Genomic DNA, 25,238 nt, shown 5'->3' with positions numbered 1-25,238 from the left:
ATTCAACTGCACTTCTCCCCCTGGACTCGTCCGGTGAGCGGTAAGGACCGTTCTGTTTCCGGCACATGACCGAGGTCACTGTACGATCACATCTCTCCCATCGGCCTATCTGTGTGCCTGATCAGCGGATTACATTCCCGCCAACCCCGCGTGGCTCCCACGCGGTCGTAAAGCGGAGGGCCTACGGCTCGCCGACTGTAATCACATTGGGCGGATCCAGGGGGTCGTAGTGCTCAACAAGAAGCTCGTCAAGCTTGCTCTTCCGGTGGCCGTTGGCGCTCTTGCGCTCACCGCGTGCGGTGGCGGCAAGGACGACAGCAGCAATGGCGGCAAGCCGACGTTCTCCATCGGCTTCCAGGGTCCGTTGTCGGGTGACAACAGCGCACTGGGCATCAACGAGGACAACGGCCTGAAGCTGGCCGTGGAAGAGGCCAACGCCAAGGGTGACCTGCCCTTCACGCTGAAGGTCGTGGACGGCGACGACCAGGGTCTTCCGGACCAGTCGCCCGCCGCTGCCCAGAAGCTCATCGGCGACACCAGCGTCGTGGCCGTGGTCGGCCCGGCGTTCTCGGGTCCGACGAAGGCGGCCGGTGGCCTGTACGCGCAGGCGACGCTTGCCGCGGTGACGCCTTCGGCGACCAACCCGGACCTGACGAACCAGGGCTTCACGTCGTTCCTGCGCGGTGCGCCGAACGACAACGAGCAGGGTGCCGGCATGGCCGAGTACCTGTCGAAGAAGGTGAAGGCCAAGAAGGTCTTCGTCATCGACGACAAGAGCGAGTACGGCGTGGGTCTGGCGAAGGTCGCCATCGACAGCCTGAAGGCCGCGGGCGTGGAGGTCCAGACGGACTCCGTCCCGGCGAAGACCCCGGACTACACGGCCGCCGCGACGACGGTCGTCAACTCCAAGGCCGACGCGCTGATCTACGCGGGTTACTACGCGGACCTGGCCCCGTTCGCCAAGAAGCTGGCCGACGGCGGCTTCAAGGGCATCGGCGTCTCCGGTGACGGTTCCAACGACGCGAAGTTCGTGGAGCTGGCGGGCGCCGCGTCGGAGAAGTGGTACCTGACCTGCCCCTGCACCGACGCGACGAAGAACACCAGCACCAAGGCGTTCACCGACGCGTACACCAAGAAGTTCAACACGCCTCCGGGCACCTACTCGGCCGAGTCGTACGACATCGCGAACCTGATCATCTCCGAGATGAAGAAGCTCGGTAAGGACGTCACCCGCGACAAGCTGCTGGCGGCTCTGAAGGTCGTGGACTACAAGGGTCTGACGAAGGACTTCGCCTTCGACGACAAGGGCGAGCTCAAGACCAAGAACGTGTACCTGTACCAGGTGACCGGCGGCAAGATCGGTTACCTGGGTGACGTGGCCACCCTCAGCAACGGCTGATCCGGCTTCCGGCACCTGAGGTGGGGGGCGTGGGACGCGGCTCCGGCCGTCGCCCCGCGCCCCCCATCGCCGTGTCGGACGTGATTTCGCCGCCCTTCACCGGCTTCAGCAAGGACACCCACGCACGATGAATCTCTTCCACAACTTCTGGGATTACTTCATCCCAGGGCTGACGACGGGCTCCATGTACGCCGTCATCGCCATCGGGTACACGTTGGTCTACGGCGTGCTCCAGCTCATCAACTTCGCCCACAGCGAGGTCTTCATGATGGGCGGCTTCGGTTCGCTCGTCGTGCTCTCGGAGCTCGCTCCCCAGAGTCCGCACGGCTTCACTTCCGTGGTCTGGGTGATCGTCGGCATGATCGCCGGCGCTCTGGTCGGTGCGCTGACGGCGTTCGGCCTGGAGAAGGCGGCCTACAAGCCGCTGCGCAAGCGCAATGCGCCGAAACTGGTCTTCCTGATCAGCGCCATCGGTGCGTCGTTCTTCCTGTACAACCTGGCGGGCAAGCTGTGGGGCCGCAACCCCGTGCCGATGCCGGAGCTGTACACCAACGGTGAGGTCTTCAGCGTCTTCGGCACTCCGGTGAAGATCACTCAGCTGATCATCATCGGCTCGGCGGTGGCGATGATGATCGGCCTGGACCTGGTGGTCAACCGCACCAAGATGGGCGCCGGCATCCGTGCCGTCGCGCAGGACGCGGAGACGGCCGGTCTGATGGGCGTCGACATCGACAAGATCATCTCCCGTACCTTCATCATCGGCGGTCTGCTGGGCGGTGCGGCCGGCTTCCTGTACGGCTTCGGCATCTCGGGCCAGGTCTGGTTCACGGTGGGCTTCCTGCCGGGCATCAAGGCGTTCGCCGCGGCGGTGCTGGGCGGTATCGGCAACATCCGCGGCGCCATGCTGGGCGGTCTGCTGCTGGGCATCGTGGAGAACCTGAGCTCGCCGGTCTTCGGCACCCAGTGGATCGACGTGACCGCGTTCGTGGTGCTGATCCTGGTGCTGATGTTCCGTCCGACGGGCATCATGGGCGAGCGTCTGGGGAGGTCGGCATGAGTGACACGAGCGCTGCCCAGTCCTTCTCGGTGGACGTGGCGAAGCTGCGCCGCAAGGCCTGGTACCAGGAGCCGCGCTGGGTGCGGCTGCTCGGCATGCTGGTGCTGGGCTTCGTCCTGGCGCTGATGACGGGTGAGGACGGCAATCCGGCGGACAAGTTGTCGGCGTTCACGGGCGCCTTCGAGTCGGCGCGGCTGTGGATCTGCCTGGCCATCATGGCGGCCCTGTGGGCGCTGATGGAGTTCGGTGCCCCGGTGCGCGAGGCGGCCCGGCAGGGGACGCAGGGGGTCACCAGGTCGCTGGAGCCGGCGCGGGCGCTGTTCCGCAGCAACGGCTGGCTGCGGCTGGGCGGCCTGGTGGTGGTCCTGGTGCTGGCGATCGTCATTCCCGCCAACACCAGCCTGTTCTGGCAGGAGGTCCTCGTCACGCAGATGGGGATCTTCATGATCATCGCGGTCGGCCTGAACGTGGTGGTCGGCTGGGCCGGTCTGCTGGACCTGGGCTTCATCGCCTTCTACGCGATCGGCGCGTACTCGTGCGCGTTCTGGACCGGCCACATGCCGGTGAAGCCGCCGTTCACGGTGGGCGCGCTGGAGTCGATCCCGTTCGCGATCGTCACCTGTCTGATCGCCGGTGTGCTGCTGGGCGCCCCGACGCTGCGGCTGCGCGGTGACTACCTCGCGATCGTGACGCTGGGCTTCCACGAGATCGTGTACCTGGTCGCGAAGAACTCGGACGGTTTCACGAACGGTTCGCGCGGTGTGATCGGCATCCCGCACCCGTCGATCCACATCGGTCCGATCAACTACGACTGGACGCTGGACCCGCTGCCGTACTGGTACCTGCTGCTGTTCTTCCTGGTGGTGCTGATCTTCCTGTACAACCGGCTGGAGCACTCGCGGATCGGCCGCACCTGGACGGCGATCCGGGAGGACGAGGTGGCCGCCTCCGCGACGGGCATCAACACCGTCCGGTACAAGCTGCTGGCGTTCGCGATCGGCGCGTCGACCTCGGGTCTGGCGGGCGTGGTGTACTCCAGCAAGGTCGGCTTCATCAACCCGGAGAACTTCACCATCGTGCTGTCGGTGCTGGCGCTGGCGTACGTGGTCTTCGGCGGCATGGGCTCGATCGCGGGTGTGCTCTTCGGCGCGGCGCTGCTGGTGTGGCTGCCGAACGCGCTGCGGGACTACGTTCCGGAGCAGGACCGCTTCATCTACCTGGGCGCGCTGCTCGTCATCATGATGATCTTCCGTCCGCAGGGCGTGATCCCCTCCCGCCGCAGGCAGCGCGAGCTGCACATGGCGGAGGCGGGTGTCGGCGACGCCGACGCCATGAGCGAGCCGGTGGGAGGCGTGCAGAAGTGAGCGCGGTGACGGAGGAAGCGGGCGCGCAGCCCGCGCAGAGCGGTGACACGGTGCTGGAGGCCCGCGGTGTGACGCTGCGGTTCGGCGGTCTCACCAGCCTCTCGGAGGTGAACCTGACGATGCGCCGCGGGGAGATCCTCGCGGTGATCGGCCCGAACGGGGCGGGCAAGACCTCGCTGTTCAACTCCCTGACGGGTGTGTACGTCCCGCAGGAGGGCACGATCGCCTTCCACGAGGACGGCGGTGCGCAGCGCAAGTTGCTGGGTGCCAAGCCGTACCTGGTGAACCGCTACGGTGTGGCGCGGACGTACCAGAACATCCGGCTGTTCGGCGCGCTGACGGCGCTGGAGAACGTCAAGATCGCGGCGGAGTCGCGGCAGCGGTCGGGAGCGATCTCGATCATGCTGGGCATGCCGTGGGCGCGCCGGGACGAGAGGGCCAGCGACCAGCGGGCCCAGGAGTTGCTGGCGTACGTGGGTCTGACCGGCAAGCACAATGAGCTGGCCGCCAGTCTGTCCTACGGCGACCAGCGGCGCCTGGAGATCGCGCGGGCGCTGGCGACGGACCCGAAGGTGCTGCTGCTGGACGAGCCGGCCGCCGGGACCAACCCGACGGAGAAGCTGGAGCTGGAGCAGCTGATCCGCCGGATCAACCAGGATCTGGGCATCAGCGTGCTGCTGATCGAGCACGACATGAAGCTCGTGATGTCAGTGGCGGACCGTGTCATGGTGCTCAACTTCGGCAAGGTGATCGCCGAGGGGCTGCCCGAGGAGGTGCAGCGCGATCCCGCGGTGATCGAGGCGTACCTGGGGTCGGCCGACGAGGAGGCCGTGGAGGCCGTCGCGGAGCTGGTCGAGGCCGCCGAGGCCGACGCCGGTGCCGCGCCCGCGACCCCGGAGGTCCCCGCACCGCGCGAGTCCGAGGAGGAGGGCCGATGACCGAGGCCGCCAACTTCGAGAAGGCGTCGGGCTCTTCCGTCGCCGAGGCCGCCCCGGCGATGCTGGAGCTGGTCGATCTGCAGGTGTTCTACGGCGCGATCCAGGCGCTCAAGGGCATCAACGTGACGGTCCGCCAGGGCGAGATCGTCGCGCTGCTCGGTGCCAACGGCGCCGGCAAGACCACTACCTTGCGCACGATTTCGGGTCTGCTGCAGCCGCGCCACGGTGAGGTGCGGCTCGGCGGCGCCCGGATCGACGGTGTTCCGTCGCACAAGGTGGTCGAACTCGGCATCGGGCACTCTCCCGAGGGCCGCCGGGTGTTCCCGGTGATGACGGTGCTGGAGAACCTGGAGATGGGCGCGTACCGCTTCAAGGGCGTGCCCAAGGACGACCTGGAGCGGGTGCTCACGCTCTTCCCGCGCCTCGCGGAGCGGCGTACCCAGCTGGCGGGCACGCTGTCCGGCGGTGAGCAGCAGATGCTGGCCATCGGCCGCGCTCTGATGGGGCGGCCGAACCTGCTGCTTCTGGACGAGCCGTCGATGGGTCTGGCGCCGCTGATCGTGCAGCAGATCTTCGAGATCATCAAGGAGATCAACGACCAGGGCACGACCGTGCTGCTGGTGGAGCAGAACGCCGCGCAGGCGCTGCAGCTCGCCCACCGCGGTTACGTCCTGGAGACCGGCGCGGTCGTCATGGAGGACGAGGCGTCGCGTCTGCTGTCCGACCCGCGGGTGCGGGCGGCGTACCTGGGCGAGGGCGCCGCGTAGCGGCAGCCGGCCCCCTGGCGCACGGCAGGCACGGCAACCGCCCCCGGAACGTTCCGGGGGCGGTTGCCGTGTGTCAGGCGCGGTCCGTGGTGCCCGCGGCGGCGGGGGTGGCCGGGCGCAGGGCGCAGGTCAGGCGAGCGGAGCAGACGCGGCGGTCCTGCTCGTCGCTGATGACGATCTCGTAGGTGGCGGAGGACCGGCCCCGGTGGACGGGGGTGGCGACGCCCGTGACGGTGCCGGAGCGCAGGCCGCGGTGGTGGGTGCAGTTGAGGTCGACGCCGACGGCGACCTTGGCGGGGCCGCCGTGCAGCATGGCGCCGACGGAGCCGATGGTCTCGGCCAGGACGGCGGAGGCCCCGCCGTGGAGCAGCCCGTAGGGCTGGGTGTTGCCCTCGACGGGCATGGTGCCGACGACGCGCTCAGCGGAGGCCTCGATGATCTCGATGCCCATGCGGCTTCCCAGGTTTCCGGCGGAGAAGAGCGCCACCAGGTCGACGCCGAGGTCGGCGTACTGCTCGATGACCTCGGGCGGGAGAAGGCTCGTGGCGGTCTGCTCGGACATGGACGGTGGCTCCGATCGTCGTCGTTCGGTGTACTGGGCCGTTTTCTACCCGACGGTCACTGCGGGGCGGCGGGCGGGGTGGCCGGCTCCAGCCGGATCACGACCGACTTGGAGGCGGGGGTGTTGCTGGTGTCGGCGGTGTGGTCGAGCGGCACCAGGACGTTGGTCTCGGGGTAGTAGGCGGCGGCGCAGCCGCGGGGTGTGGGGTAGTGCACGACACGGAAGCCCTCGGCGCGGCGTTCGCTGCCGTCGGTCCACTCGCTGACGAGGTCGGCGTGGTCGCCGTCGGCGAGGCCGTGGGCGGCGGCGTCGTCGGGGTGGACCAGGATCACGCGGCGGCCGCCCTTGATGCCGCGGTAGCGGTCGTCGAGGCCGTAGATGGTGGTGTTGTACTGGTCGTGCGAGCGCAGCGTCTGCAGCAGCAGCCGGCCTTCGGGGACGTGCGGGTACTCCAGGGCGTCGGCGGTGAAGTGGGCGCGTCCGGTGGCGGTGGGGAAGCTGCGGGAGTCGCGGGGGGCGTGCGGCAGGGTGAAGCCGCCGGGGCGGCGCACCTTGACGTTGAAGTCGTCGAAGCCGGGGATCACGCGGGAGATGTGGTCGCGGACGCGGTCGTAGTCGCCTTCGAGGCCCCGCCAGTCGATCCCGCTGTGCGGCAGGACGGCGCGGGCCAGGCGGCAGATGATCGCGGGCTCGGACAGCAGGTGCGGGCTCGCGGGCTTCAGGCCGCCGCGGGAGGCGTGGACCATGCCCATGGAGTCCTCGACGGTGACGAACTGCTCGCCGGCCGCTTGGAGGTCCTTCTCGGTGCGGCCGAGGGTGGGCAGGATCAGGGCGCGGGCGCCGGTGACGACGTGGGAGCGGTTGAGCTTGGTGGAGACGTGCACGGTGAGGCGGGCGCGGCGCATGGCGGCTTCCGTGACATCGGTGTCGGGCGATGCGGCGACGAAGTTGCCGCCCATGGCGAAGAAGACCTTGGCCCGCCCGTCGCGCAGCGCGCGGATGGAGTCGACGGTGTCCAGGCCGTGCTCGCGGGGCGGGGCGAAGCCGAACTCCTTCTCCAGGGCGTCCAGGAAGGCGGGGGCGGGCTTCTCGTAGATGCCCATGGTGCGGTCGCCCTGGACGTTGCTGTGGCCGCGCACGGGGCACACACCGGCGCCGGGGCGGCCGATGTTGCCGCGCAGCAGGAGGAAGTTGACGACCTCCTTGATGGTGGGCACCGAGTGCTTGTGCTGGGTCAGGCCCATGGCCCAGCAGACGATGACGCTCTTGGCGTCGAGCACCATGGCGAGCAGTGCGTCGATGTCGGACTGCGGCAGGCCGGTGGCGCGGGCGACCTCGGCGGCGTCGGTGGCGCGGGCGGCGGCGGCGAACTCCTCGAAGCCCTGGGTGTGCTCGTCGATGAAGGCGCGGTCGAGGACGGTGCCGGGCTCCGTGTCCCCGGTGTTCCGGGCGTCCTCGGCCTCCAGCAGGGCCTTGTTCAGGGCGCGGAAGAGCGCCTGGTCGCCGCCGAGGCGGATCTGCAGGAAGAGGTCGGCCAGGGCGGTGCCGCCGCCGGCCAGCCCCTTGGGGGTCTGCGGGTTCTTGAAGCGCTGCAGTCCGGCCTCGGGCAGCGGGTTGACCGTGACGATCCGGGTGCCGCCGGCCTTCGCCTTCTCCAGTGCGGAGAGCATGCGGGGGTGGTTGGTGCCGGGGTTCTGCCCGGCGACGATGATCAGGTCGGCGCGGTAGAGGTCCTCCAGGAGGACGCTGCCCTTGCCGATGCCTATGGTCTCCACCAGGGCGGAGCCCGACGACTCGTGGCACATGTTGGAGCAGTCCGGCAGGTTGTTGGTGCCGAACTCGCGGGCGAAGAGCTGGTAGAGGAAGGCGGCCTCGTTGCTGGTGCGCCCGGAGGTGTAGAAGACGGCCTCGTCGGGGCCGCTCAGCGCGGTCAGCTCGTCGGCGACGATCTCGAAGGCCCGCTCCCAGGGGACGGGCTCGTAGTGGTCGGCGCCGTCGGGCAGGTACATGGGCTGGGTCAGCCGGCCCTGCTGGCCGAGCCAGTAGCCGCTGCGGCCGGACAGGTCGGTGACCGAGTGCTCGGCGAAGAAGTCCGGGGTGACCCGGCGGAGGGTGGCCTCCTCCGCGACGGCCTTGGCGCCGTTCTCGCAGAACTCCGCGGTGTGCCGGTGTCCCGGCTCGGGCCAGGCGCAGCCGGGACAGTCGAAGCCGTCCTTCTGGTTGACCTTGAGGAGGGTGAGAGCGGTACGCCTCATGCCCATCTGCTGCTGCGCGATCCGCAGCGAGTGGCCGACGGCCGGGAGCCCGGCAGCGGCGTGCTGCGGGGCGCTGACCTCGGGTGCGTCCTGGACGGGGTCGCCTGCGGGTGCTTTGCCTGCCATGGCTCCGATCCTGCCACGACGAGGCGGCGGACCGGCAGTGTCAGTCGGGCGTGGGAGGATCGGTTGCGTGGCAGCAAAGGCAGAGAAGACGAGCGCAGCGACCGGCACGGCACCCGCACCCCAAGGGGGCGAGCGGCCCCGGTTGCTCCTGCTGGACGGGCATTCGCTGGCGTACCGCGCGTTCTACGCGCTGCCGGTGGAGAACTTCAACACGACCACCGGTCAGCCGACGAACGCCGTGTACGGCTTCGCCTCGATGCTGGCCAACACGCTCCGTGACGAGCGGCCGACGCATCTGGCGGTGGCCTTCGACGTCTCGCGGCGCACATGGCGGCTGGAGGAGTTCCCGGAGTACAAGGCCACCCGGTCCGCCACACCGGACGAGTTCCGCAGCCAGGTCGAGCTGATCGGCGAGCTGCTGGACTCGATGAACGTGCAGCGCTTCGCCCTGGAGGGCTTCGAGGCGGACGACGTGATCGCCACGCTCGCCACCCAGGCGGAGGCGCTGGGTTACGAGGTCCTGATCGTCACCGGCGACCGGGACTCCTTCCAGCTGGTCTCGGACCACGTCACGGTGCTCTACCCGACCAAGGGCGTCTCGGAGCTGACGCGGTTCACCCCGGCGAAGGTCGAGGAGAAGTACGGGCTGACCCCGGCGCAGTACCCGGACTTCGCGGCGCTGCGCGGCGACCCGTCGGACAACCTGCCGGGCATCCCGGGTGTCGGCGAGAAGACCGCCGCCAAGTGGATCACCCAGTTCGGTTCGTTCGCGGAACTGGCGGAGCGCGCGGCCGAGGTGAAGGGCAAGGCCGGTGAGAACCTGCGCGCCCACCTGGAGTCGGTGAAGCTCAACCGGCGGCTGACCGAGCTGGTCAGGGACGTGACGCTGCCCTGCGGTCCGGAGGGGCTGGAGCGCCGGCCGTACGACCGCGAGGGCCTCAATGTGGTGCTGGACGCCCTGGAGTTCCGCCACCCCAACTTCCGGGAGCGGCTGTTCGCGGCCGACCCGGGGGCGCAGCAGGAGGAGCAGGAGATCGCCGGCGGCGTCGCCGTGGACGGCCGGGTGCTGGGCACCGGCGAGCTGGCCGGCTGGCTGGCGGAGCACGGGGGCGAGCCGCTGGGCATCGCCACGGTCGACGCCTGGGCACTGGGCGCGGGCAGCGTCTCGGAGGTCGCGCTGGCGGCCGCGGCCGGGCAGGCCGCCTGGTTCGACCCGTCGGTGCTGGACGAGGACGACGAGCGGGCGTTCGCGGCGTGGCTGGCGGACCCGCGGCGCCCGAAGGTGGTGCACGACGCGAAGGGCCTGATGAGGGTCTTCGCCGAGCACGGCTGGAGCGTGGAGGGCATCACCATGTGCACGGCGCTGGCCGCGTACCTGGTCAAGCCCGGCCGCCGCTCGTTCGCGCTGGACGCGCTCTCGGTGGAGTACCTGGGCCGTGAGCTGTCCCCGGCCGGCGGCGAGGACGGTCAGCTGGCCTTCGGCGCCGATGACGAGGCCGAGGCGGACGCGCTGATGGTCCAGGCGCGCGCCGTGCTCGACCTGGGCGAGGCGTTCACCGGCCGGCTGGAGCAGGACGGCGCGCTGCGTCTGCTGAGCGAGGTCGAGCTGCCGACCTCCGCGCTGCTGGCGCGGATGGAGCGGGCGGGCATCGCCGCGGACCGCGAGCATCTGGAGCGCCTGGAGCAGCGGTTCGCCGGCGAGGTGCAGTTGGCGGTGAAGGAGGCGCACGCCGCGGTCGGCCACGAGTTCAACCTCGGCTCGCCCAAGCAGCTGCAGGAGGTGCTGTTCGGCGAGCTGGGCCTGCCCAAGACCAAGAAGACCAAGACGGGTTGGACGACCGACGCCGACGCCCTGGCCTGGCTGGCCGCGCAGACCGAGCACGAGCTGCCGGTCATCATGCTGCGCCACCGCGAGCAGGCCAAGCTGCGCGTGACGGTGGAGGGTCTGATCAAGACCATCGCCCCCGACGGGCGGATCCACACCAGCTTCAGCCAGACGGTGGCCGCGACCGGCCGGCTGTCGTCGACCGACCCCAATCTGCAGAACGTGCCGGTGCGCACGGACGAGGGCCGGGCGATCCGCCGCGGCTTCGTGGTGGGCGAGGGCTACGAGTCGCTGCTGACCGCCGACTACAGCCAGATCGAACTGCGCGTGATGGCCCACCTGTCGGAGGACGAGGGCCTGATCGCGGCGTTCGACTCGGGCGAGGACCTGCACACCACCGTCGGCTCCTACGTGTTCTCCGTGCCCGCGGAGCAGGTGGACGCCGAGATGCGGCGGAAGATCAAGGCGATGTCGTACGGGCTGGCGTACGGGCTGTCGGCGTTCGGGCTGTCGGGGCAGCTGGGCATCGAGGCGGCCGAGGCGCGCGGTCTGATGGACACGTACTTCGAGCGGTTCGGCGGGGTGCGGGACTATCTGCAGCGCGTGGTGGAGGAGGCCCGGGTGACGGGCTACACCGAGACGCTGATGGGCCGCCGCCGCTATCTGCCGGACCTGAACAGCGACAACCGGCAGCGCCGCGAGATGGCCGAGCGGATGGCGCTGAACGCGCCGATCCAGGGCTCGGCCGCCGACATCGTCAAGATCGCGATGCTCAAGGTGGCCGCGGCGCTGACCGCGGAGGGGCTGCGGTCCCGGATGCTGCTCCAGGTGCACGACGAAATCGTGCTGGAGGTGGCCCCTGGCGAGCGGGCCGCCGTGGAGGAGCTGGTGCGCCGTGAGATGGCCGCCGCTTACCCCCTGCGGGCCCCGCTGGACGTCTCGGTGGGCGTCGGCACGGACTGGGAGTCCGCGGCGCACTGAGCCGTGCCTTCCCCGGTGCGGTACGCGAGGCGTACCGCACCGGCGCAGGCCGTGGCGGCCAGGGCCAGGCCGGCTCCGGCGCCGAAGAGCCCGGACGGGATGATCCCGGCGGCGTCGCCGGTGGCCCGGTACCACTGCCCGGCGCGCACGGCGGCCGCGGCGACCGTCGTGGCCCCGATGGCGGTCAGGGCGACGGCGCGGGCCCGCGGCGAGAGCCGCGGCACCCGGGACAGCGGACGGCCTCGGTTTTCGGCCGAATCCCAATCCGCATCCGGTTCCGGCACGGCGCGCAGCGCGCGGACCGCGTAGCCGGCCAGTACCGCCAGGGCCACGGCCGAGCTGCCGTACTGGGCATACTTGTGCAGCGGTGTGCCGTGCAGCTGCCGGTCGAGTACCGGCAGCAGGCGGACGCCCCAGCGGTCGTGATGGGTGAACGCGTCCCAGACCACGTGGGTGGCGGCCCCGGCCGCGGCCGAGGCCCAGAAGGCGGCGGCGGAACGGAGCGTCGGCCGGCGCCGGTCCCCGCATCCGGTGATCGCCGCGACCCGGTCCCGGGACCGCTCGGGCAGCAGTGCCACCAGCGGTTCTCGCAGCAGTACCCAGCCGCCGGCCAGCGCGGCCGCGATGAGCGGGTCCCCGGTGACCAGGCCCAGCGGCGCGTGGGTGAAGGTGCCGTAGCCGTACACCCCGGAGACCAGCGACTCGGCGAAGTAGGGGACGTCGGGGGCGAAGGAGCCGGCGACCAGGGCCGCGGCGACCAGCGGGCCGCGCCCGCGCGGCGTGCCGTGGCGGTCCCGCCGCAGACCGGGAACGACCGCCAAGGCATGGCTGAGCGTGAACGGCATGCGACCTCTTCCCGAACATGTCTGTCAGATCAGTATGCGACGCTTTCGACGGTAGATCCGTTCAGGAAGTTGCCGTAGGGTCACCAGGGTTGTCGCGCAGGGAGACGCACAACTCGGTTTCGGGAGGGGCAGCTCATATGCGAGCGCGGTACGGACGGCGAATCCGCAGGGGAGTCGCGGGCACCGCGGTGGCCGCCGCGGCGATGGCGGCGCTGACGGGCTCCCAGTCCGCGGCGGTGTTCCCGCAGATCGTCAACGCGAGCTCGGGGGCCCCTGTCACGCCTCCGCCGGGCGATCCCATCGACGGCGGCTCGCCGGACTACTTCACCGCGCTCCCGCCGCTCAACACGCCCGCGCCCGGCACCACCACGCCCAGCACCGGTACCGCCGGCGGCACGGGCGCCGTGACCACCGACGGCTCGGGGCTGCCGGCGACGGTGCTGGAGGCGTACCGCCGGGCGGAGGTGGCGCTCGCCGCCAGCGACCCGGGCTGCAACATGCGCTGGGAGCTGCTGGCCGCGATCGGCCAGGTGGAGTCCAACCAGGCGCGCGGCGGCAACGTGGACGCCGACGGCACCACCATCTCCCCGATCCTCGGCCCGGTCCTGAACGGCGACGGCTTCGCGAACATCACGGACACCGACCACGGCACGTGGGACGGGGACAGTGTCCACGACCGCGCGGTCGGCCCGATGCAGTTCATCCCGCAGACCTGGCAGACCTGGGGCGCCGACGGCAACGGTGACGGGGTCAGCAACCCGAACAACATATTCGACGCGGCACTGGCCGCCGGCCGCTACCTGTGCGCGGGCAACCGCGACATGTCGGTGGAGAGCGACCTCCACCAGGCCATCCTCGGGTACAACCACTCCGAGGCGTATCTGAACACCGTGCTGGCGTGGTACGCCCACTTCCGCAAGGGCGGGATCGTCTCCCTGCCGGACATCGGCGGCGCGGGCAGCGACACTCCGGAGACCCTGCCGTCGTCCCCGTCGCCGTCGCACTTCCCCTCGTGGTCCCCGTCTCCGTCGGCCTCGCCGAACGCGTCCGACTCCGGCTCGCCCCGGCCCACCAAGTCGCCGCGGCCCACCGCCTCGTCCAGCGGCACGATCGGCACCCCGACGCCGACGGGTGGCACCTCGCCGACCGGGCCCACGTCGCCGACCTCGCCGACCGACGACCCGACCACTGGTGGTCCCACCACGGGCCCGACGGACACGCCCACGGACCCCACGTCGCCCACCTGCCCGACCGACTCCCCGTCGCCCACCGGCACCGCGACTCCCACGCCCACGGACACCTCGTCGCCGGCCTGCCCGACCGACTCCCCGTCGCCCACGGCCACGGACACGTCCTCACCCTCCGACTCGGCGACCGAGGGCGCCACCGCCTCCGGCAAGGCCGCCTGACCGGTCCGGCCCGTCGGATCGGGCGTACAGCGCGCGTCAGGGGCGGAACCAGCTTGCTGGTTCCGCCCCTGACGCGCGCTGTACGCCCGATGGCTGGACGCGGCCTTCCGCCCGCCGTCAGCGGGCCGAAGGGAAGTCGTCCTCCCCGATGTGGTGCACGCGCACGAGGTTGGTGGAGCCCGGCACGCCGGGCGGCGAGCCGGCCGTGATGACCACGGTGTCGCCCTTCTGGCAGCGGCCGATCCGCAGCAGCTGCTCGTCGACCTGCTCGACCATCTGGTCGGTCGTCTGCACCACGGGCCCGATGAAGGTCTCCACGCCCCAGGTGAGGCTGAGCTGCGAGCGGGTCGCCGGCTCGGGGGTGAACGCCAGCACGGGGATCGGCGAGCGGTAGCGGGACAGCCGCCGGGCGGTGTCGCCGGACTGGGTGAACGCCACCAGGTACTTGGCGTCCAGGAAGTCGCCGATCTCGGCCGCGGCACGGGCGACGGCACCGCCCTGGGTGCGGGGCTTGTTCTGCTCGGTCAGCGGCGGAAGGCCGCCCGCGAGCATGTCCTCCTCGGCCGAGGCGACGATCCGGCTCATGGTCTTCACGGTCTCGACGGCGTGCTTGCCAACGCTGGTCTCGCCGGACAGCATCACCGCGTCCGCGCCGTCCATGACCGCGTTGGCGACGTCGGAGGCCTCGGCGCGGGTGGGCCGGGAGGACTCGATCATCGACTCCAGCATCTGGGTCGCGACGATCACCGGCTTGGCATTGCGCCGGGCGAGGGTGACCGCGCGCTTCTGGACCAGGGGGACGGCCTCCAGCGGCATCTCGACGCCGAGGTCGCCGCGGGCAACCATGATCCCGTCGAAGGCGGCGACGATCTCCTCCAGGTTCTCCACCGCCTGCGGCTTCTCGATCTTGGCGATGACGGGGACCCGCCGGTCCTCCTCGCGCATGATCCGCAGTACTTCCTCGGCGTCCCGGCCGCTGCGCACGAAGGAGAGCGCGATGACGTCGACGCCGGTGCGCAGCGCCCAGCGCAGGTCGGTCACGTCCTTCTCGGACAGGGCCGGCACGGACACGGCGACGCCGGGAAGGTTCAGTCCCTTGTGGTCGGAGATCAGCCCGCCCTCGATGCACATGGTGCGGACGCGGGGGCCGTCGACCTCGGTGACCTCCAGGGTGACCCGGCCGTCGTCGACGAGGATCCGCTCACCGCGCGTGACGTCGGCGGCGAGACCCGCGTACGTCGTGCCGCAGATCAGCCGGTCTCCCTGGAGCTCCTCGGTGGTGATCGTGAACTCGTCACCACGTTCAAGGAGTACGGGTCCTTCGGCGAAACGTCCCAGCCGGATCTTCGGGCCTTGAAGGTCCGCGAGGATTCCCACGCTGCGGCCGTTCTCGTCGGAGGCCTTGCGCACGCGCTGGTACCGCTCTTCGTGATCGGCAAGGCAGCCATGGCTCATGTTCAAGCGGGCGACGTCCATCCCGGCCTCGACCAGAGCCTTGATCTGGTCGTAGCCGTCGGTGGCGGGCCCGAGGGTGCAGACGATTTTTGCTCGGCGCATGGGGCGAGCCTATGACCTACTTCACAGTAGAGACCTCGCGGGAAGCGACTGTCCAACGTCGCCGTGATTAACGCTTGCCGACAACCGATGAACAGACGTGCACGGCATTCGGGGCGATACCGGCGCGCATGCCATGAACGTCATGAATACGGTGAACACCGTGAAAACCGCCGATGGCCCCGGCCGTCGGTCGTCCGGCAGCCCGCGGCCCCCTGTCGAGGTCAGGCCGACAGGTCCGGGGCCGTCATGGTGAAGTGCGCGGTGACCTGGGCGTACACGCTCTGTTGCTCCGGTTCCATGTCAAGGGCCTGAGCCATGTCCTCCGCGGCGCCCGGCGCACCGGCGAAGGCGACGGCCCGCATCGCCGGGCGTCCCTGGTACGGCAGCGTCTGCTGCATGCCCTCGTCGGCCAGTTCGACCAGGGCGAGCAGCCGCGCGCCGAGCGCCTCGGCGTACTCGCGGGCGCGCTGCACGGCGTCGCGCACGGCCAGCTGCCGGGCGGCCCGGTAGGCCGGGGAGTCCGGGCGCAGCGACCACCAGGGGCCGTCGACCCGGGTGAGGTCGAGGTCGGCCAGGCGGGTGGTGAGTTCGCCCAGGGCGGTGAAGTCGGTGAGGGTGGCGCCGATGCGAACGCTGCCGTGGTAGGCCCGGATCCGCTCCCCCCGGCGGCGCTCGCGCAGCTCCGGGGTGATCACGAAGGCGCCGGTCTCCAGCTTGTCGACCGCCTCGCCGTAGCCCTTGACCAGTTCCAGCACTTGGGCGTTGCGTCCGCCGAGGTCGTCCAGGGTGCCGCGGCGGTCCGTGCCGCGGGCGCTGACGGTGACGGCGATCCGGGCGAGTTCGGGCTCGACCTCGAGGGTCGCCTCGCCCCGGACGCCCACGTGCGGGACCTCGGGGGTCGGGTACGTCCTGGGCGCTTCGTTCGTCATGCGTCCCACTGTCCCAGGGCGGGACGTCGATGACGAGTCATCTGATCGCAACGTGGCGGGGGTGTTGCGAGGTGGAGGGACTGGGCCAGAATCTACGCGCGTTACCGCAAAGAACCGCCCATCGTTTCGTCAATCAACGGGAGCCGACGTATGCCGCTCAACCGCAGGGACTTCCTCAACCGCTCCGCCGCCACGGGGGCGGGCATCGCGCTGACCGGCGCGGCCGGCGTGCTGGCCACGGCGGCTCCCGCACAGGCCAAGAGCCACAAGCCGGAAGAGCCCGAGCGCTACTCGTTCAGTGTCCTCGGCACCACGGACCTGCACGGCAACGTCTTCAACTGGGACTACTTCACGGACGCCGAGTTCGACGACAAGCCGCACAACGACGTCGGCCTGGCGAAGATCTCCACGCTGGTCAAGCAGCAGCGCGCCGCCAAGGGCCGCCGCAACGTCCTGCTGATCGACGCGGGCGACACCATCCAGGGCACGCAGCTGTCGTACTACTACGCCCGGGTCGACCCGATCACCGCCAAGCACGGCCCCAAGCACCCCATGGCCCAGGCCATGAACGCCATGGACTACGACGCGGCGGCGCTCGGCAACCACGAGTTCAACTACGGCATCCCGCTGCTGCGCGAGTTCGAGGACCAGTGCAAGTTCCCGCTGCTGGGCGCCAACGCCCTGGACGCCAGGACCGGGCAGCCCGCCTTCGCGCCGTACTCCCTCCACCGGATGCGGGTGCAGGGCGCGCCGGACGTGACGGTGGCCGTCCTGGGCCTGACCAACCCGGGTATCGCGATCTGGGACAAGGGCAACGTCCAGGGGAAGATGACCTTCCCGGGTCTGGAGGAGCAGGCGGCCAAGTACGTGCCTCGGCTGCGCGCGATGGGCGCCGACGTGGTCATCGTCTCGGCGCACAGCGGCACTTCGGGCACCTCCTCCTGGGGTGACCAGCTGCCGTACGTGGAGAACGCGGCGGCGCTGGTGGCCGAGCAGGTGCCGGGCATCGACGCGATCCTCGTGGGCCACGCGCACAACGAGATCCCCGAGTACGTGGTGGCCAACAAGCAGACCGGCCAGGGCGTGGTGCTGTCCGAGCCGGCGAAGTGGGGCCAGCGGCTGACCGTCTTCGACTTCGAGATGGAGAGGGTCAACGGCGCCTGGGAGGTCGTCACGGTCGGTGCGTCCGTGCTCAACTCCAACACGGTCGAGGAGGACCCGGAGATCGTCGGGCTGCTGCGCGACGAGCACGCGAAGGTCGTGGAGTACGTGAACCAGGTGATCGGCGACTCCGCGGTGGCCATGTCGGCCACCGAGTCCCCGTACAAGGACACCCCGATCATCGACTTCATCAACCATGTGCAGGCCGAGACGGTCAAGGCCGCGCTGGCGGGCACCGAGTACGCCGCGCTGCCGGTCCTTTCACAGGCCGCGTGCTTCTCCCGCACGGCCGCCATCCCGGCGGGCCGGGTCACCCTGCGCGACGTGGCCGGCCTGTACGTGTTCGAGAACACGCTGGAGGCCCGCATCCTGACCGGTGCGCAGATCAAGGCGTACCTGGAGTTCTCCGCGAACTACTTCGTGCAGACCCCGGCCGGCGCGCCGGTCGACGTGTCGAAGCTGACCAACGCCGGCAACACCCCGGACTACAACTACGACGTGGTCAGCGGCGTCAGCTACGAGATCGACATCGCCAGGCCGGCCGGCTCGCGCGTGACGAAGGTGACCTTCCAGGGCGCGCCGATCGACGAGTCCGCGCGTTTCGTGTTCGCCGTGAACAACTACCGCGCCAACGGCGGCGGCAACTTCCCCGGTGTCGCGACCGCGCCGCAGGTGTGGGCGAACTCCGAGGAGATCCGGAACACGATCATCACCTACGTCGAGGAGACCGGCACCATCGACCCGGCACGGTTCGGCGACGGGGACTGGAAGCTGACCCGCGACGGCGTGCCGGTGTTCTGATCCGTCAGGCCGGCGGGTGCGCGCGGCGGGATGTGCGGTCCCTGTCCCGTACGTGCTCCAGCAGCACCCGGCGCAGTTCGCGCGCGGCGCGCGGCGGTTCGGCGTCCTTGCGGTGGGCGAGGGCGACGGTGCGCTGCAGGCCCGGTGCCGCGAAGGGCGTCGTCCGCAGCCGCGGGCGGCGCCCGGCGACCATGCTGGGCACGACGGCGTGGCCGAGCCCCGCCTCGACGAAGCCGAGGACGGCGTCCATCTCGCCGCCCTCGATCGCCAGGCGGGGCTCGAAGCCGGCGGCCCGGCACGCGCCGACGGTCAGTTCCCGCAGGTCGTAGCCGCGGCGGAACATCACCAGCGGCTGATCGCGCAGATCGGCCACCTCGACGTCGGGGCCGGGCCAGGGCGGCGGCGTGTCGGCCGCGGTGACCACGACCAGGTCCTCGTGGAGCAGCGGGGTGGCGTCCAGCGCCGGGTCGTGGCTCTGCAGGGGCAGCACGATCAGCGCCAGGTCCAGGCTGCCGGAGGCCAGCTCCCGCACCAGGTCGCGGGAGCCGCCCTCCTCCACGACCAGCCGGATGCCCGGGTACCGGGTGTGGAAGTCGCGCAGCACGTCGGGGAGCAGGCCGGTGCACAGGCTCGGCGTGGCGCCGAGGCGGACCCGCCCGCGGCGCAGCTGCACCAGTTCCTGCACCTCCTGCGTGGCGGCCTCGGTGTCCGCGACGATGCGGCGGGCGATCGGCAGCAGCGCCTCCCCGGCGTCGGTGAGCGCGATGTTGCCCCGGGCCCGGCTGAACAGCTCCGCGCCGAGTTCCCGCTCCAGGGCCTTGATCTGCTGGGACAGCGAGGGCTGGGCCACGTGGACGCGTTCGGCGGCCCGGGTGAAGTGCCGGGTGTCGGCGACGGCCAGGAAGTACACGAGTTGCTGGAGCTGCACGCTGCCCACGGTAGTCGACGATAGGGCCGGCCTATCGAAACGAGCCCGAACGTGTCTTGGACCTTTCAATACGGTGAGACCTAGCGTCAGCCGCATGGCTTTGGCGACGAGAGCGGTGCGACCGTCCGCGGTGCGGGCGCTGTGGGGCTCGACCGTGGGCAAGAAGGCGGTCATGGCCGCCACCGGCGTGATCATGCTGCTGTTCCTGGTCGCGCACATGGCGGGCAATCTGAAGATCTTCTTCGGCCCCACGGACTTCAACGCGTACGCGGCGTGGCTGCGCACCATCGGCGAGCCCGCGCTGCACAACGGCTGGTACCTGTACATCCAGCGGACGGGCCTGGTGGTCGCCGTCGTCCTGCACGGCGTGGCCGCCTACCAGCTCAGCCGGCGTGACATCAAGGCGCGCCCGGCGAAGTACGCGCACTCACGGCCGCGCGCCGGCTACGCGACCCGGACGATGCGCTGGGGCGGGGTGATCCTCGCCCTGTTCATCGTGTGGCACATCCTCGACCTGACGACGCTGACGGTGAACCCCCGCGGCCAGGCGGAGCACCCCTACGAGAACGTGGTGGCCGACTTCCGGCTGTGGTGGGTGAACGTCGTCTACATCGTGGCGATGCTCGCCCTCGGCCTGCACATCAGGCACGGCTTCTGGAGCGCGGCGCAGACCCTCGGCGCGGTCACCAAGCGCAGCGACCGGGCCCTGAAGGCCACCGCGAACGTGCTGGCGCTGGTGCTGACCGCGGGATTCATCGTCGTACCCGTCGCCGTGATGACCGGATTGGTGGACTGACCATGCAGTACCGCGAGGGCGAGCCGATCGCCGACACCAAGGCGCCCGCCGCTCCCATCGAGGAGCGCTGGGGCCGCCGCAAGTTCGAGGCGAAGCTCGTCAACCCGGCCAACCGCCGCAAGCACAAGGTCATCGTCGTCGGCACCGGCCTGGCGGGCGGATCCGCGGGGGCGACGCTGGCCGAACAGGGCTATCACGTCGTGCAGTTCTGCTACCAGGACTCCCCGCGCCGGGCGCACTCGATCGCCGCCCAGGGCGGCATCAACGCGGCGAAGAACTACCGCAACGACGGCGACAGCGTGCACCGGCTGTTCTACGACACCGTCAAGGGCGGCGACTTCCGGGCCCGCGAGTCCAACGTGCACCGCCTCGCCGAGGTGTCGCTGCAGATCATCGACCAGTGCGTGGCCCAGGGAGTGCCCTTCGCCCGCGAGTACGGCGGCCTGCTGGACACCCGCTCCTTCGGCGGCGTCCAGGTCTCCCGCACCTTCTACGCCCGCGGCCAGACGGGCCAGCAGCTCCTCCTCGGCGCCTACCAGGCGCTGTCCCGGCAGATCGACGCGGGCACGGTGGAACTGCACGCCCGCACCGAGATGCTGGACCTGATCGTGGTGGACGGCCGGGCCCGCGGCATCGTCGCCCGCGACCTGGTCAGCGGCGAGATCTCGGTGCACCTGGGCGACGCCGTGGTGCTGGCCAGCGGCGGCTACGGCAACGTCTTCTACCTGTCGACCAACGCCAAGGGCTCCAACGCCACCGCCATCTGGCGGGCGCACCGCCGGGGCGCGTACTTCGCCAACCCCTGCTTCACGCAGATCCACCCGACCTGCATCCCGCGCTCGGGCGACCACCAGTCGAAGCTGACGCTGATGAGCGAGTCGCTGCGCAACGACGGCCGCATCTGGGTGCCGAAGGCCAAGGGCGACGACCGCCCGCCCCACGAGATCCCCGAGGACGAGCGGGACTACTACCTGGAACGGATCTACCCCTCCTTCGGCAACCTGGTGCCCCGCGACATCGCCTCCCGCGCCGCAAAGAACGTCTGCGACGAGGGCCGCGGCGTCGGCCCCGGCGGCCAGGGCGTCTACCTGGACTTCGCCGACGCGATCGCCCGCATGGGGCGCGCCCGGGTGGAGGAGAAGTACGGCAACCTCTTCGAGATGTACGAGCGGATCACCGCCGAGGACCCGTACACCCGGCCGATGCGGATCTACCCCGCCGTGCACTACACGATGGGCGGTCTGTGGGTGGACTACGACCTGCAGACCACGATCCCCGGCCTGTTCGCGATCGGCGAGGCCAACTTCTCCGACCACGGCGCCAACCGGCTCGGAGCCAGCGCCCTGATGCAGGGCCTGGCCGACGGCTACTTCGTGCTGCCGGCCACGATCAACGACTACCTGGCACGCGGCCCCCACGAGGCGGTCGGCCCCGACCACCCGGCGGTCACCGAGGTCGTCGCGGAGGTCGAGGACCGGCTGAACCTGCTGCTGGCCGTGGACGGCGACCGCACCCCGGACTCCTTCCACCGCGAGCTCGGCGAGCTGATGTGGGACGAGTGCGGCATGGCCCGCACCGAGAGCGGCCTGCGCAAGGCGCTGGAGCGCATCCCCGCGCTGCGCGAGGAGTTCTGGCGCCGCATCAAGGTGCCCGGCAGCGGCGAGGAGTTCAACCAGTCCCTGGAGAAGGCCAACCGCGTCGCGGACTTCCTGGAGCTGGCCGAGCTGATGTGCCTGGACGCGCTGCACCGCGCCGAGTCCTGCGGCGGCCACTTCCGCGAGGAGAGCCAGACCCCCGACGGCGAGGCGCTGCGCGACGACGAGAACTTCTTGTACGCCGCCGCATGGGAGCACCCCGGCGACGGCGGCACGCCGGTGCTCCACAAGGAGGCGCTGACCTTCGACTACGTACACCCCACCCAGCGGAGCTACGCGTGAACCTCACCCTGCGCATCTGGCGCCAGCGGTCCTCGCAGGACGACGGCGCCATGGTCACCTACCGCGTCGAGGACATCAGTCCCGACATGTCGTTCCTGGAGATGCTCGACGTCCTCAACGAGGAGCTCATCCTCGCGGGCGACGAGCCCGTCGCCTTCGACCACGACTGCCGCGAGGGCATCTGCGGTGCCTGCGGCATGGTCATCAACGGACAGGCGCACGGCCCGGAGCGGACCACCACCTGCCAGCTGCACATGCGGCACTTCCAGGACGGCGACACCGTCGACGTCGAGCCGTGGCGGGCCGCGGCCTTCCCGGTGGTCAAGGACCTGGTCGTGGACCGCTCGGCCTTCGACCGGGTGATCCAGGCCGGCGGGTACATCTCGGTGCCGACCGGCAGCGCGCCCGAGGCGCACGCGACGGCCGTCCCCAAGGAGGCCGCCGACCTCGCCTTCGAGCACGCGGAGTGCATCGGCTGCGGGGCGTGCGTGGCGGCCTGCCCCAACGGCTCGGCGATGCTGTTCACCTCCGCCAAGGTCAACCACCTCAATGTGCTGCCGCAAGGTGGTCCGGAGCGGGAGACCCGGGTGCTCAACATGGTCGCCGCCATGGACGACCAGGGCTTCGGCGGCTGCACCAACACCGGTGAGTGCGCCACGGCCTGCCCCAAGGGCATCCCGCTGCCGTCGATCGCCGCTATGAACCGCGAATACCTGCGGGCCGTGCGGAAGGGATCTCGCTGACCGGGGCCGTGGCCGAGGTCAGGCCGTAGGTCGTGAAGGCCGTGCGGGCGGGGAGCGGATAGGGCTCCTCGCCCGTCACGGAGTTGAGGATGACCGCCGAGCGCCATGCGGCCAGGCCCAGGTCGGGGGCGCCGACGCCGTGCGAGTGGCGGTCGGCGTTCTGCACGTACACCGATCCGCCCACCGCCGGGTCCAGCACGATCCGGTGCTGCTCGTCGATCCGGGGCCGGCCCGCCCCGTCGTGGCGGATGTACGGGTCCAGGGCCGCCAGCAGCCTGCCGGTGGGCCGCTCGCGGTAGCCGGTGGCGAGCACCACGGCGTTGGTGACCATCCGGGTGCGGGTGCCCTGCTCCTGGTGCTCCAGGTGGAGTTCGACCGCGCCCATGCCCAGCCGCCCGGCGGTGCGCACGGTGACACCGGGGGTGAGGACCGCGTCCGGCCAGCCGCCGCCGAGGGAGCGGCGGTACAGCTCGTCGTGGACGGCGGCGAGGGTGCCGTGGTCGACGGCCCGGTGCAGTTGCCACTGCCGGGGCAGCAGACCGTCGCGCACCGGCTCGGCGAGGCCGTGGAAGAAGCGCGCGTAGTCGGGGGTGAACTGCTCCAGGCCGAGCTTGCTGTACTCCATCGGCGCGAAGGCGGGGCTGCGCGCGATCCACGTGATCCGCTCGCTCCCGGCGGGGCGGCCGCGCAGCAGGTCGAGGAAGACCTCGGCGCCGGACTGGCCGGCGCCGACGACGGTGACGTGGCCGGCGGCCAGCAGCCGGTCGCGGTGCGCCAGGTAGTCCGCGGAGTGCACGACCTGCACCGCCGGGGCCTCGATCAGCGGGCGCAGCGCCTCGGGGACGTACGGTTCCGAGCCGATGCCGAGGACCAGGTTGCGGGCGTGGCGGACGCCGCGCCCCACGGCCTGCCCCTCGGAATCGAGCCGGGTGTGGCCGACCTCGAACAGGCCGCGGCCCGGGTTCCAGCGGACGCTGTCGACCCGGCGGCCGAAGTGGGTGCTGGTCAGGGACTCGGCGACCCAGCGGCAGTAGGCGTCGTACTCGGCGCGGTGCACATGGAAGCGCTCGGCGAAGTAGAACGGGAACAGCCGCTCACGGGCTTTCAGCCAGTTCAGGAAGCTCCAGCGGCTGGAGGGGTCGGCGAGGCTCACCAGGTCGGCCAGGAACGGCACTTGGAGGGTGGCGCCCTCGATCAGCAGCCCGGGGTGCCAGCGGAAGGCTTGCTCCTGGTCGTAGAAGGCGGCGCTGAGGGACGGGACGCCGTCGGCGAGCGCGGCCAGGGAGAGGTTGAACGGCCCGATGCCGATGCCGAGCAGGTCGTAGGACTGCTCGGCGTGCGAGGCGGCCGCTTCGGCGTACGCGGTGTACGTGGTGTCTTCGGCGTACTCGGTGTTGTCAGCCACGGTCATCGGGCGTGCTGCCTTCCTGATGGGTCGCGCACACGAGCGCGAGGAGTGCCTCGAGGTCGCCGGCGGCCTGCGCCGGGTTGAGGAGGGTCGCCTTGAGCCACAGCCGTCCGCCGGCGCGGGCCCGGCCGAGGACCGCCCGGCCGTCGAGCATCAGCCGTCGCCGGATCGCGGCGACCGCGTCGTCGCCGGCCCCGGCGGGGCGCAGCAGCACGGTGCTGATCGCGGGGCGGGCGTACAGGGTCAGGTCCGGGTGCCGCTCGACCAGGTCGGCCAGCTCGCGGGCCCGGTCGCAGACGGTGTCCACGAGCCGGCCCAGGCCTTGCCTGCCGAGGGCGCGCAGCGTCACGGCGATCTTCAGCACGTCCGGGCGGCGTGTGGTGCGCAGCGAGCGGCCGAGCAGATCGGGGAAGCCGGCCTCGGTGTCGTCGGCGGCGTTGAGGTAGTCCGCCTGGTGCCCGAGCGGACGCAGCGACTCCCCCTCGCGCACAGCGAGCACACCCGCGGCGACCGGCTGCCAGCCGAGCTTGTGCAGGTCCAGGGTGACGCTGTCGGCCTCGGCCAGCCCGGCGAGCCGCGGCGCCTCACGGTCGCTGAACAGCAGGGGGCCGCCGTAGGCCGCGTCCACGTGCAGGGCGGCGCCGTACTCCCTTGCGGCGCGGGCGAGTTCGGCTAGCGGGTCGACGACCCCGGTATCGGTGGTCCCGGCCGTGGCGACGAGCAGGGCCGGGCCCGGGACCGCGGCGAGCGCGGTGCGTGCCCGCGCGGGGTCGAGCACCCCTGAGGGGGTGTCGAGGACCACCGGCTCCGGCATCCCGAGCAGCCACGCGGCGCGCGGCACACTGTGGTGGACGTTGGCCCCGGTCACGATCCGCACACCGGGGGCGCGTTCGCGGGCGAGCAGCAGGGCGAGCTGGTTGGACTCGGTACCGCCGGTGGTGATCAGCGCGTCGGGCGCCGCCGCCCCGGGGTGGACGAGGCGGGCCAGCGCCGCCGTCACCGCCGCCTCCAGGGCGGTCGCCGCGGGGGCCTGGTCCCAGGAGTCCATCGAGGGGTTCAGCGCGCTCGCGGCCAGGTCGGCGGCCGCGGCCACGGCCAGCGGCGGGCAGTGCAGATGTGCGGCGCAGAACGGTTCCGCCGGGTCCGCCGCGCCTTCCGCGGTCAGCCGCACCAGCGTCCGCAGCGCCTCCTGCACCCCGGTCCCGTGCTCGGGCAGCGCCTCTCCCAGGGTCTGCGCGACCCGCGCGGCGACCGCCTCCGGCCCGCCCGCGGGCAGGGGTCCCGCGCGCCGCGCGGCACCCTCCGCGAGCGCGTCCAGCACCACCCCGAGCAACGGTCGCAGCCGGCCCGGCCCTCCCCTGCCGCCGGCGAGCTGAGGTGACACGGCCTGGCACCCTCCGAGAACACAGCGATCACCGCCGCGCGACCCGTCCGCGCGGTCCGGACTGCG

Annotated in this window: 19 protein-coding genes; 11 read left to right on the top strand and 8 right to left on the bottom strand. The window is 71.1% G+C overall.

Translation table 11 applies throughout. From position 1 onward, the window contains the following. Positions 1-229 precede the first annotated feature (229 nt). The 5 genes from PV364_RS18485 (at position 230) to PV364_RS18465 (ending at position 5,525) form a co-directional block, all read left to right on the top strand. Positions 230-1,399 (top strand): branched-chain amino acid ABC transporter substrate-binding protein, encoded by a 1,170-nt coding sequence (locus tag PV364_RS18485; protein ID WP_319661146.1) that lies wholly within the window; start codon positions 230-232, stop codon positions 1,397-1,399. Between the two features lie 127 nt (positions 1,400-1,526). Further along, positions 1,527-2,456: a branched-chain amino acid ABC transporter permease gene (locus PV364_RS18480; protein ID WP_319661145.1), complete on the top strand. Its 930-nt coding sequence runs from the start codon at positions 1,527-1,529 to the stop codon at positions 2,454-2,456. Further along, the gene (locus PV364_RS18475) at positions 2,453-3,820 is read left to right on the top strand and encodes a branched-chain amino acid ABC transporter permease (RefSeq protein ID WP_319661143.1); all 1,368 of its coding nucleotides are present in this window, start codon (positions 2,453-2,455) and stop codon (positions 3,818-3,820) included. The genes PV364_RS18480 and PV364_RS18475 overlap by 4 nt, the downstream gene beginning before the upstream one ends. Continuing rightward, positions 3,817-4,758 carry an ABC transporter ATP-binding protein gene (locus PV364_RS18470; protein ID WP_319661142.1) on the top strand — a complete coding sequence of 314 codons (942 nt, stop codon included), beginning with the start codon at positions 3,817-3,819 and terminating at the stop codon, positions 4,756-4,758. The genes PV364_RS18475 and PV364_RS18470 overlap by 4 nt, the downstream gene beginning before the upstream one ends. Then, positions 4,755-5,525, top strand: coding sequence for an ABC transporter ATP-binding protein (locus PV364_RS18465; RefSeq protein WP_319661141.1), 771 nt, complete (start codon positions 4,755-4,757; stop codon positions 5,523-5,525). Before PV364_RS18470 ends, PV364_RS18465 begins: the two co-directional genes overlap by 4 nt. Positions 5,526-5,598: 73 nt before the next feature. On the opposite strand, the gene PV364_RS18460 is transcribed toward PV364_RS18465, so the two are convergent. Further along, entirely contained in the window at positions 5,599-6,087 is a 489-nt protein-coding gene (locus PV364_RS18460; protein WP_319661140.1) for a hotdog fold thioesterase, read from the bottom strand. Positions 6,088-6,143: 56 nt separating this feature from the next. Beyond that, positions 6,144-8,468 (bottom strand): FdhF/YdeP family oxidoreductase, encoded by a 2,325-nt coding sequence (locus tag PV364_RS18455; protein ID WP_319661139.1) that lies wholly within the window; start codon positions 8,466-8,468, stop codon positions 6,144-6,146. A gap of 67 nt (positions 8,469-8,535) precedes the next feature. On the opposite strand from PV364_RS18455, the gene polA reads away from it, so the two are divergent. After that, positions 8,536-11,274 carry a DNA polymerase I gene (polA, locus tag PV364_RS18450; RefSeq protein ID WP_319661138.1) on the top strand — a complete coding sequence of 913 codons (2,739 nt, stop codon included), beginning with the start codon at positions 8,536-8,538 and terminating at the stop codon, positions 11,272-11,274. On the opposite strand, the gene PV364_RS18445 is transcribed toward polA, so the two are convergent. Beyond that, positions 11,205-12,119 (bottom strand): DUF4184 family protein, encoded by a 915-nt coding sequence (locus PV364_RS18445; RefSeq protein WP_319661137.1) that lies wholly within the window; start codon positions 12,117-12,119, stop codon positions 11,205-11,207. The two genes, polA and PV364_RS18445, sit on opposite strands and share 70 nt — an antisense overlap. Positions 12,120-12,256: 137 nt before the next feature. Here PV364_RS18445 and PV364_RS18440 point away from each other — a divergent pair, with 137 nt between their 5' ends. After that, entirely contained in the window at positions 12,257-13,528 is a 1,272-nt protein-coding gene (locus PV364_RS18440) for a lytic transglycosylase domain-containing protein (RefSeq protein ID WP_319661136.1), read from the top strand. A 117-nt stretch (positions 13,529-13,645) separates the two neighbouring features. Here PV364_RS18440 and pyk read toward each other — a convergent pair whose 3' ends face one another. Both pyk and PV364_RS18430 read right to left on the bottom strand, forming a co-directional pair. Then, positions 13,646-15,085, bottom strand: coding sequence for a pyruvate kinase (gene pyk, locus PV364_RS18435; RefSeq protein WP_319661135.1), 1,440 nt, complete (start codon positions 15,083-15,085; stop codon positions 13,646-13,648). A gap of 221 nt (positions 15,086-15,306) precedes the next feature. Then, positions 15,307-16,014 carry an SIMPL domain-containing protein gene (locus PV364_RS18430; RefSeq protein ID WP_319661134.1) on the bottom strand — a complete coding sequence of 236 codons (708 nt, stop codon included), beginning with the start codon at positions 16,012-16,014 and terminating at the stop codon, positions 15,307-15,309. 150 nt (positions 16,015-16,164) lie between these two features. Between PV364_RS18430 and PV364_RS18425 the strand changes: the two genes are divergently transcribed. Further along, positions 16,165-17,976 (top strand): bifunctional metallophosphatase/5'-nucleotidase, encoded by a 1,812-nt coding sequence (locus PV364_RS18425; RefSeq protein ID WP_319661133.1) that lies wholly within the window; start codon positions 16,165-16,167, stop codon positions 17,974-17,976. Positions 17,977-17,980: 4 nt separating this feature from the next. Here PV364_RS18425 and PV364_RS18420 read toward each other — a convergent pair whose 3' ends face one another. Further along, on the bottom strand, positions 17,981-18,904 hold the full coding sequence (locus PV364_RS18420) for a LysR family transcriptional regulator (protein ID WP_319661312.1): 924 nt from the start codon (positions 18,902-18,904) through the stop codon (positions 17,981-17,983). Between the two features lie 94 nt (positions 18,905-18,998). Here PV364_RS18420 and PV364_RS18415 point away from each other — a divergent pair, with 94 nt between their 5' ends. The 3 genes from PV364_RS18415 to PV364_RS18405 are packed head-to-tail and all read left to right on the top strand — an operon-like array spanning position 18,999 to position 22,380. Next, positions 18,999-19,700 carry a succinate dehydrogenase cytochrome b subunit gene (locus PV364_RS18415; protein ID WP_319661132.1) on the top strand — a complete coding sequence of 234 codons (702 nt, stop codon included), beginning with the start codon at positions 18,999-19,001 and terminating at the stop codon, positions 19,698-19,700. A 2-nt stretch (positions 19,701-19,702) separates the two neighbouring features. After that, on the top strand, positions 19,703-21,637 hold the full coding sequence (locus PV364_RS18410) for a fumarate reductase/succinate dehydrogenase flavoprotein subunit (protein ID WP_319661131.1): 1,935 nt from the start codon (positions 19,703-19,705) through the stop codon (positions 21,635-21,637). Then, a complete protein-coding gene (locus PV364_RS18405) occupies positions 21,634-22,380 on the top strand; it encodes a succinate dehydrogenase/fumarate reductase iron-sulfur subunit (protein WP_319661130.1) in 747 nt (248 codons plus the stop codon). Before PV364_RS18410 ends, PV364_RS18405 begins: the two co-directional genes overlap by 4 nt. Here the strand turns inward: PV364_RS18405 and PV364_RS18400 are convergent. Continuing rightward, positions 22,334-23,791 carry a lysine N(6)-hydroxylase/L-ornithine N(5)-oxygenase family protein gene (locus tag PV364_RS18400; RefSeq protein ID WP_319661129.1) on the bottom strand — a complete coding sequence of 486 codons (1,458 nt, stop codon included), beginning with the start codon at positions 23,789-23,791 and terminating at the stop codon, positions 22,334-22,336. The genes PV364_RS18405 and PV364_RS18400 overlap by 47 nt on opposite strands. Then, positions 23,778-25,172, bottom strand: coding sequence for a pyridoxal phosphate-dependent decarboxylase family protein (locus tag PV364_RS18395; protein ID WP_319661128.1), 1,395 nt, complete (start codon positions 25,170-25,172; stop codon positions 23,778-23,780). The genes PV364_RS18400 and PV364_RS18395 overlap by 14 nt, the downstream gene beginning before the upstream one ends. Positions 25,173-25,238: the final 66 nt, after the last annotated feature.

This window comes from Streptomyces sp. MI02-7b (genome assembly GCF_033793585.1).
Classification (GTDB): domain Bacteria; phylum Actinomycetota; class Actinomycetes; order Streptomycetales; family Streptomycetaceae; genus Actinacidiphila.
This window is presented reverse-complemented; position numbering and strand designations above follow the sequence as displayed.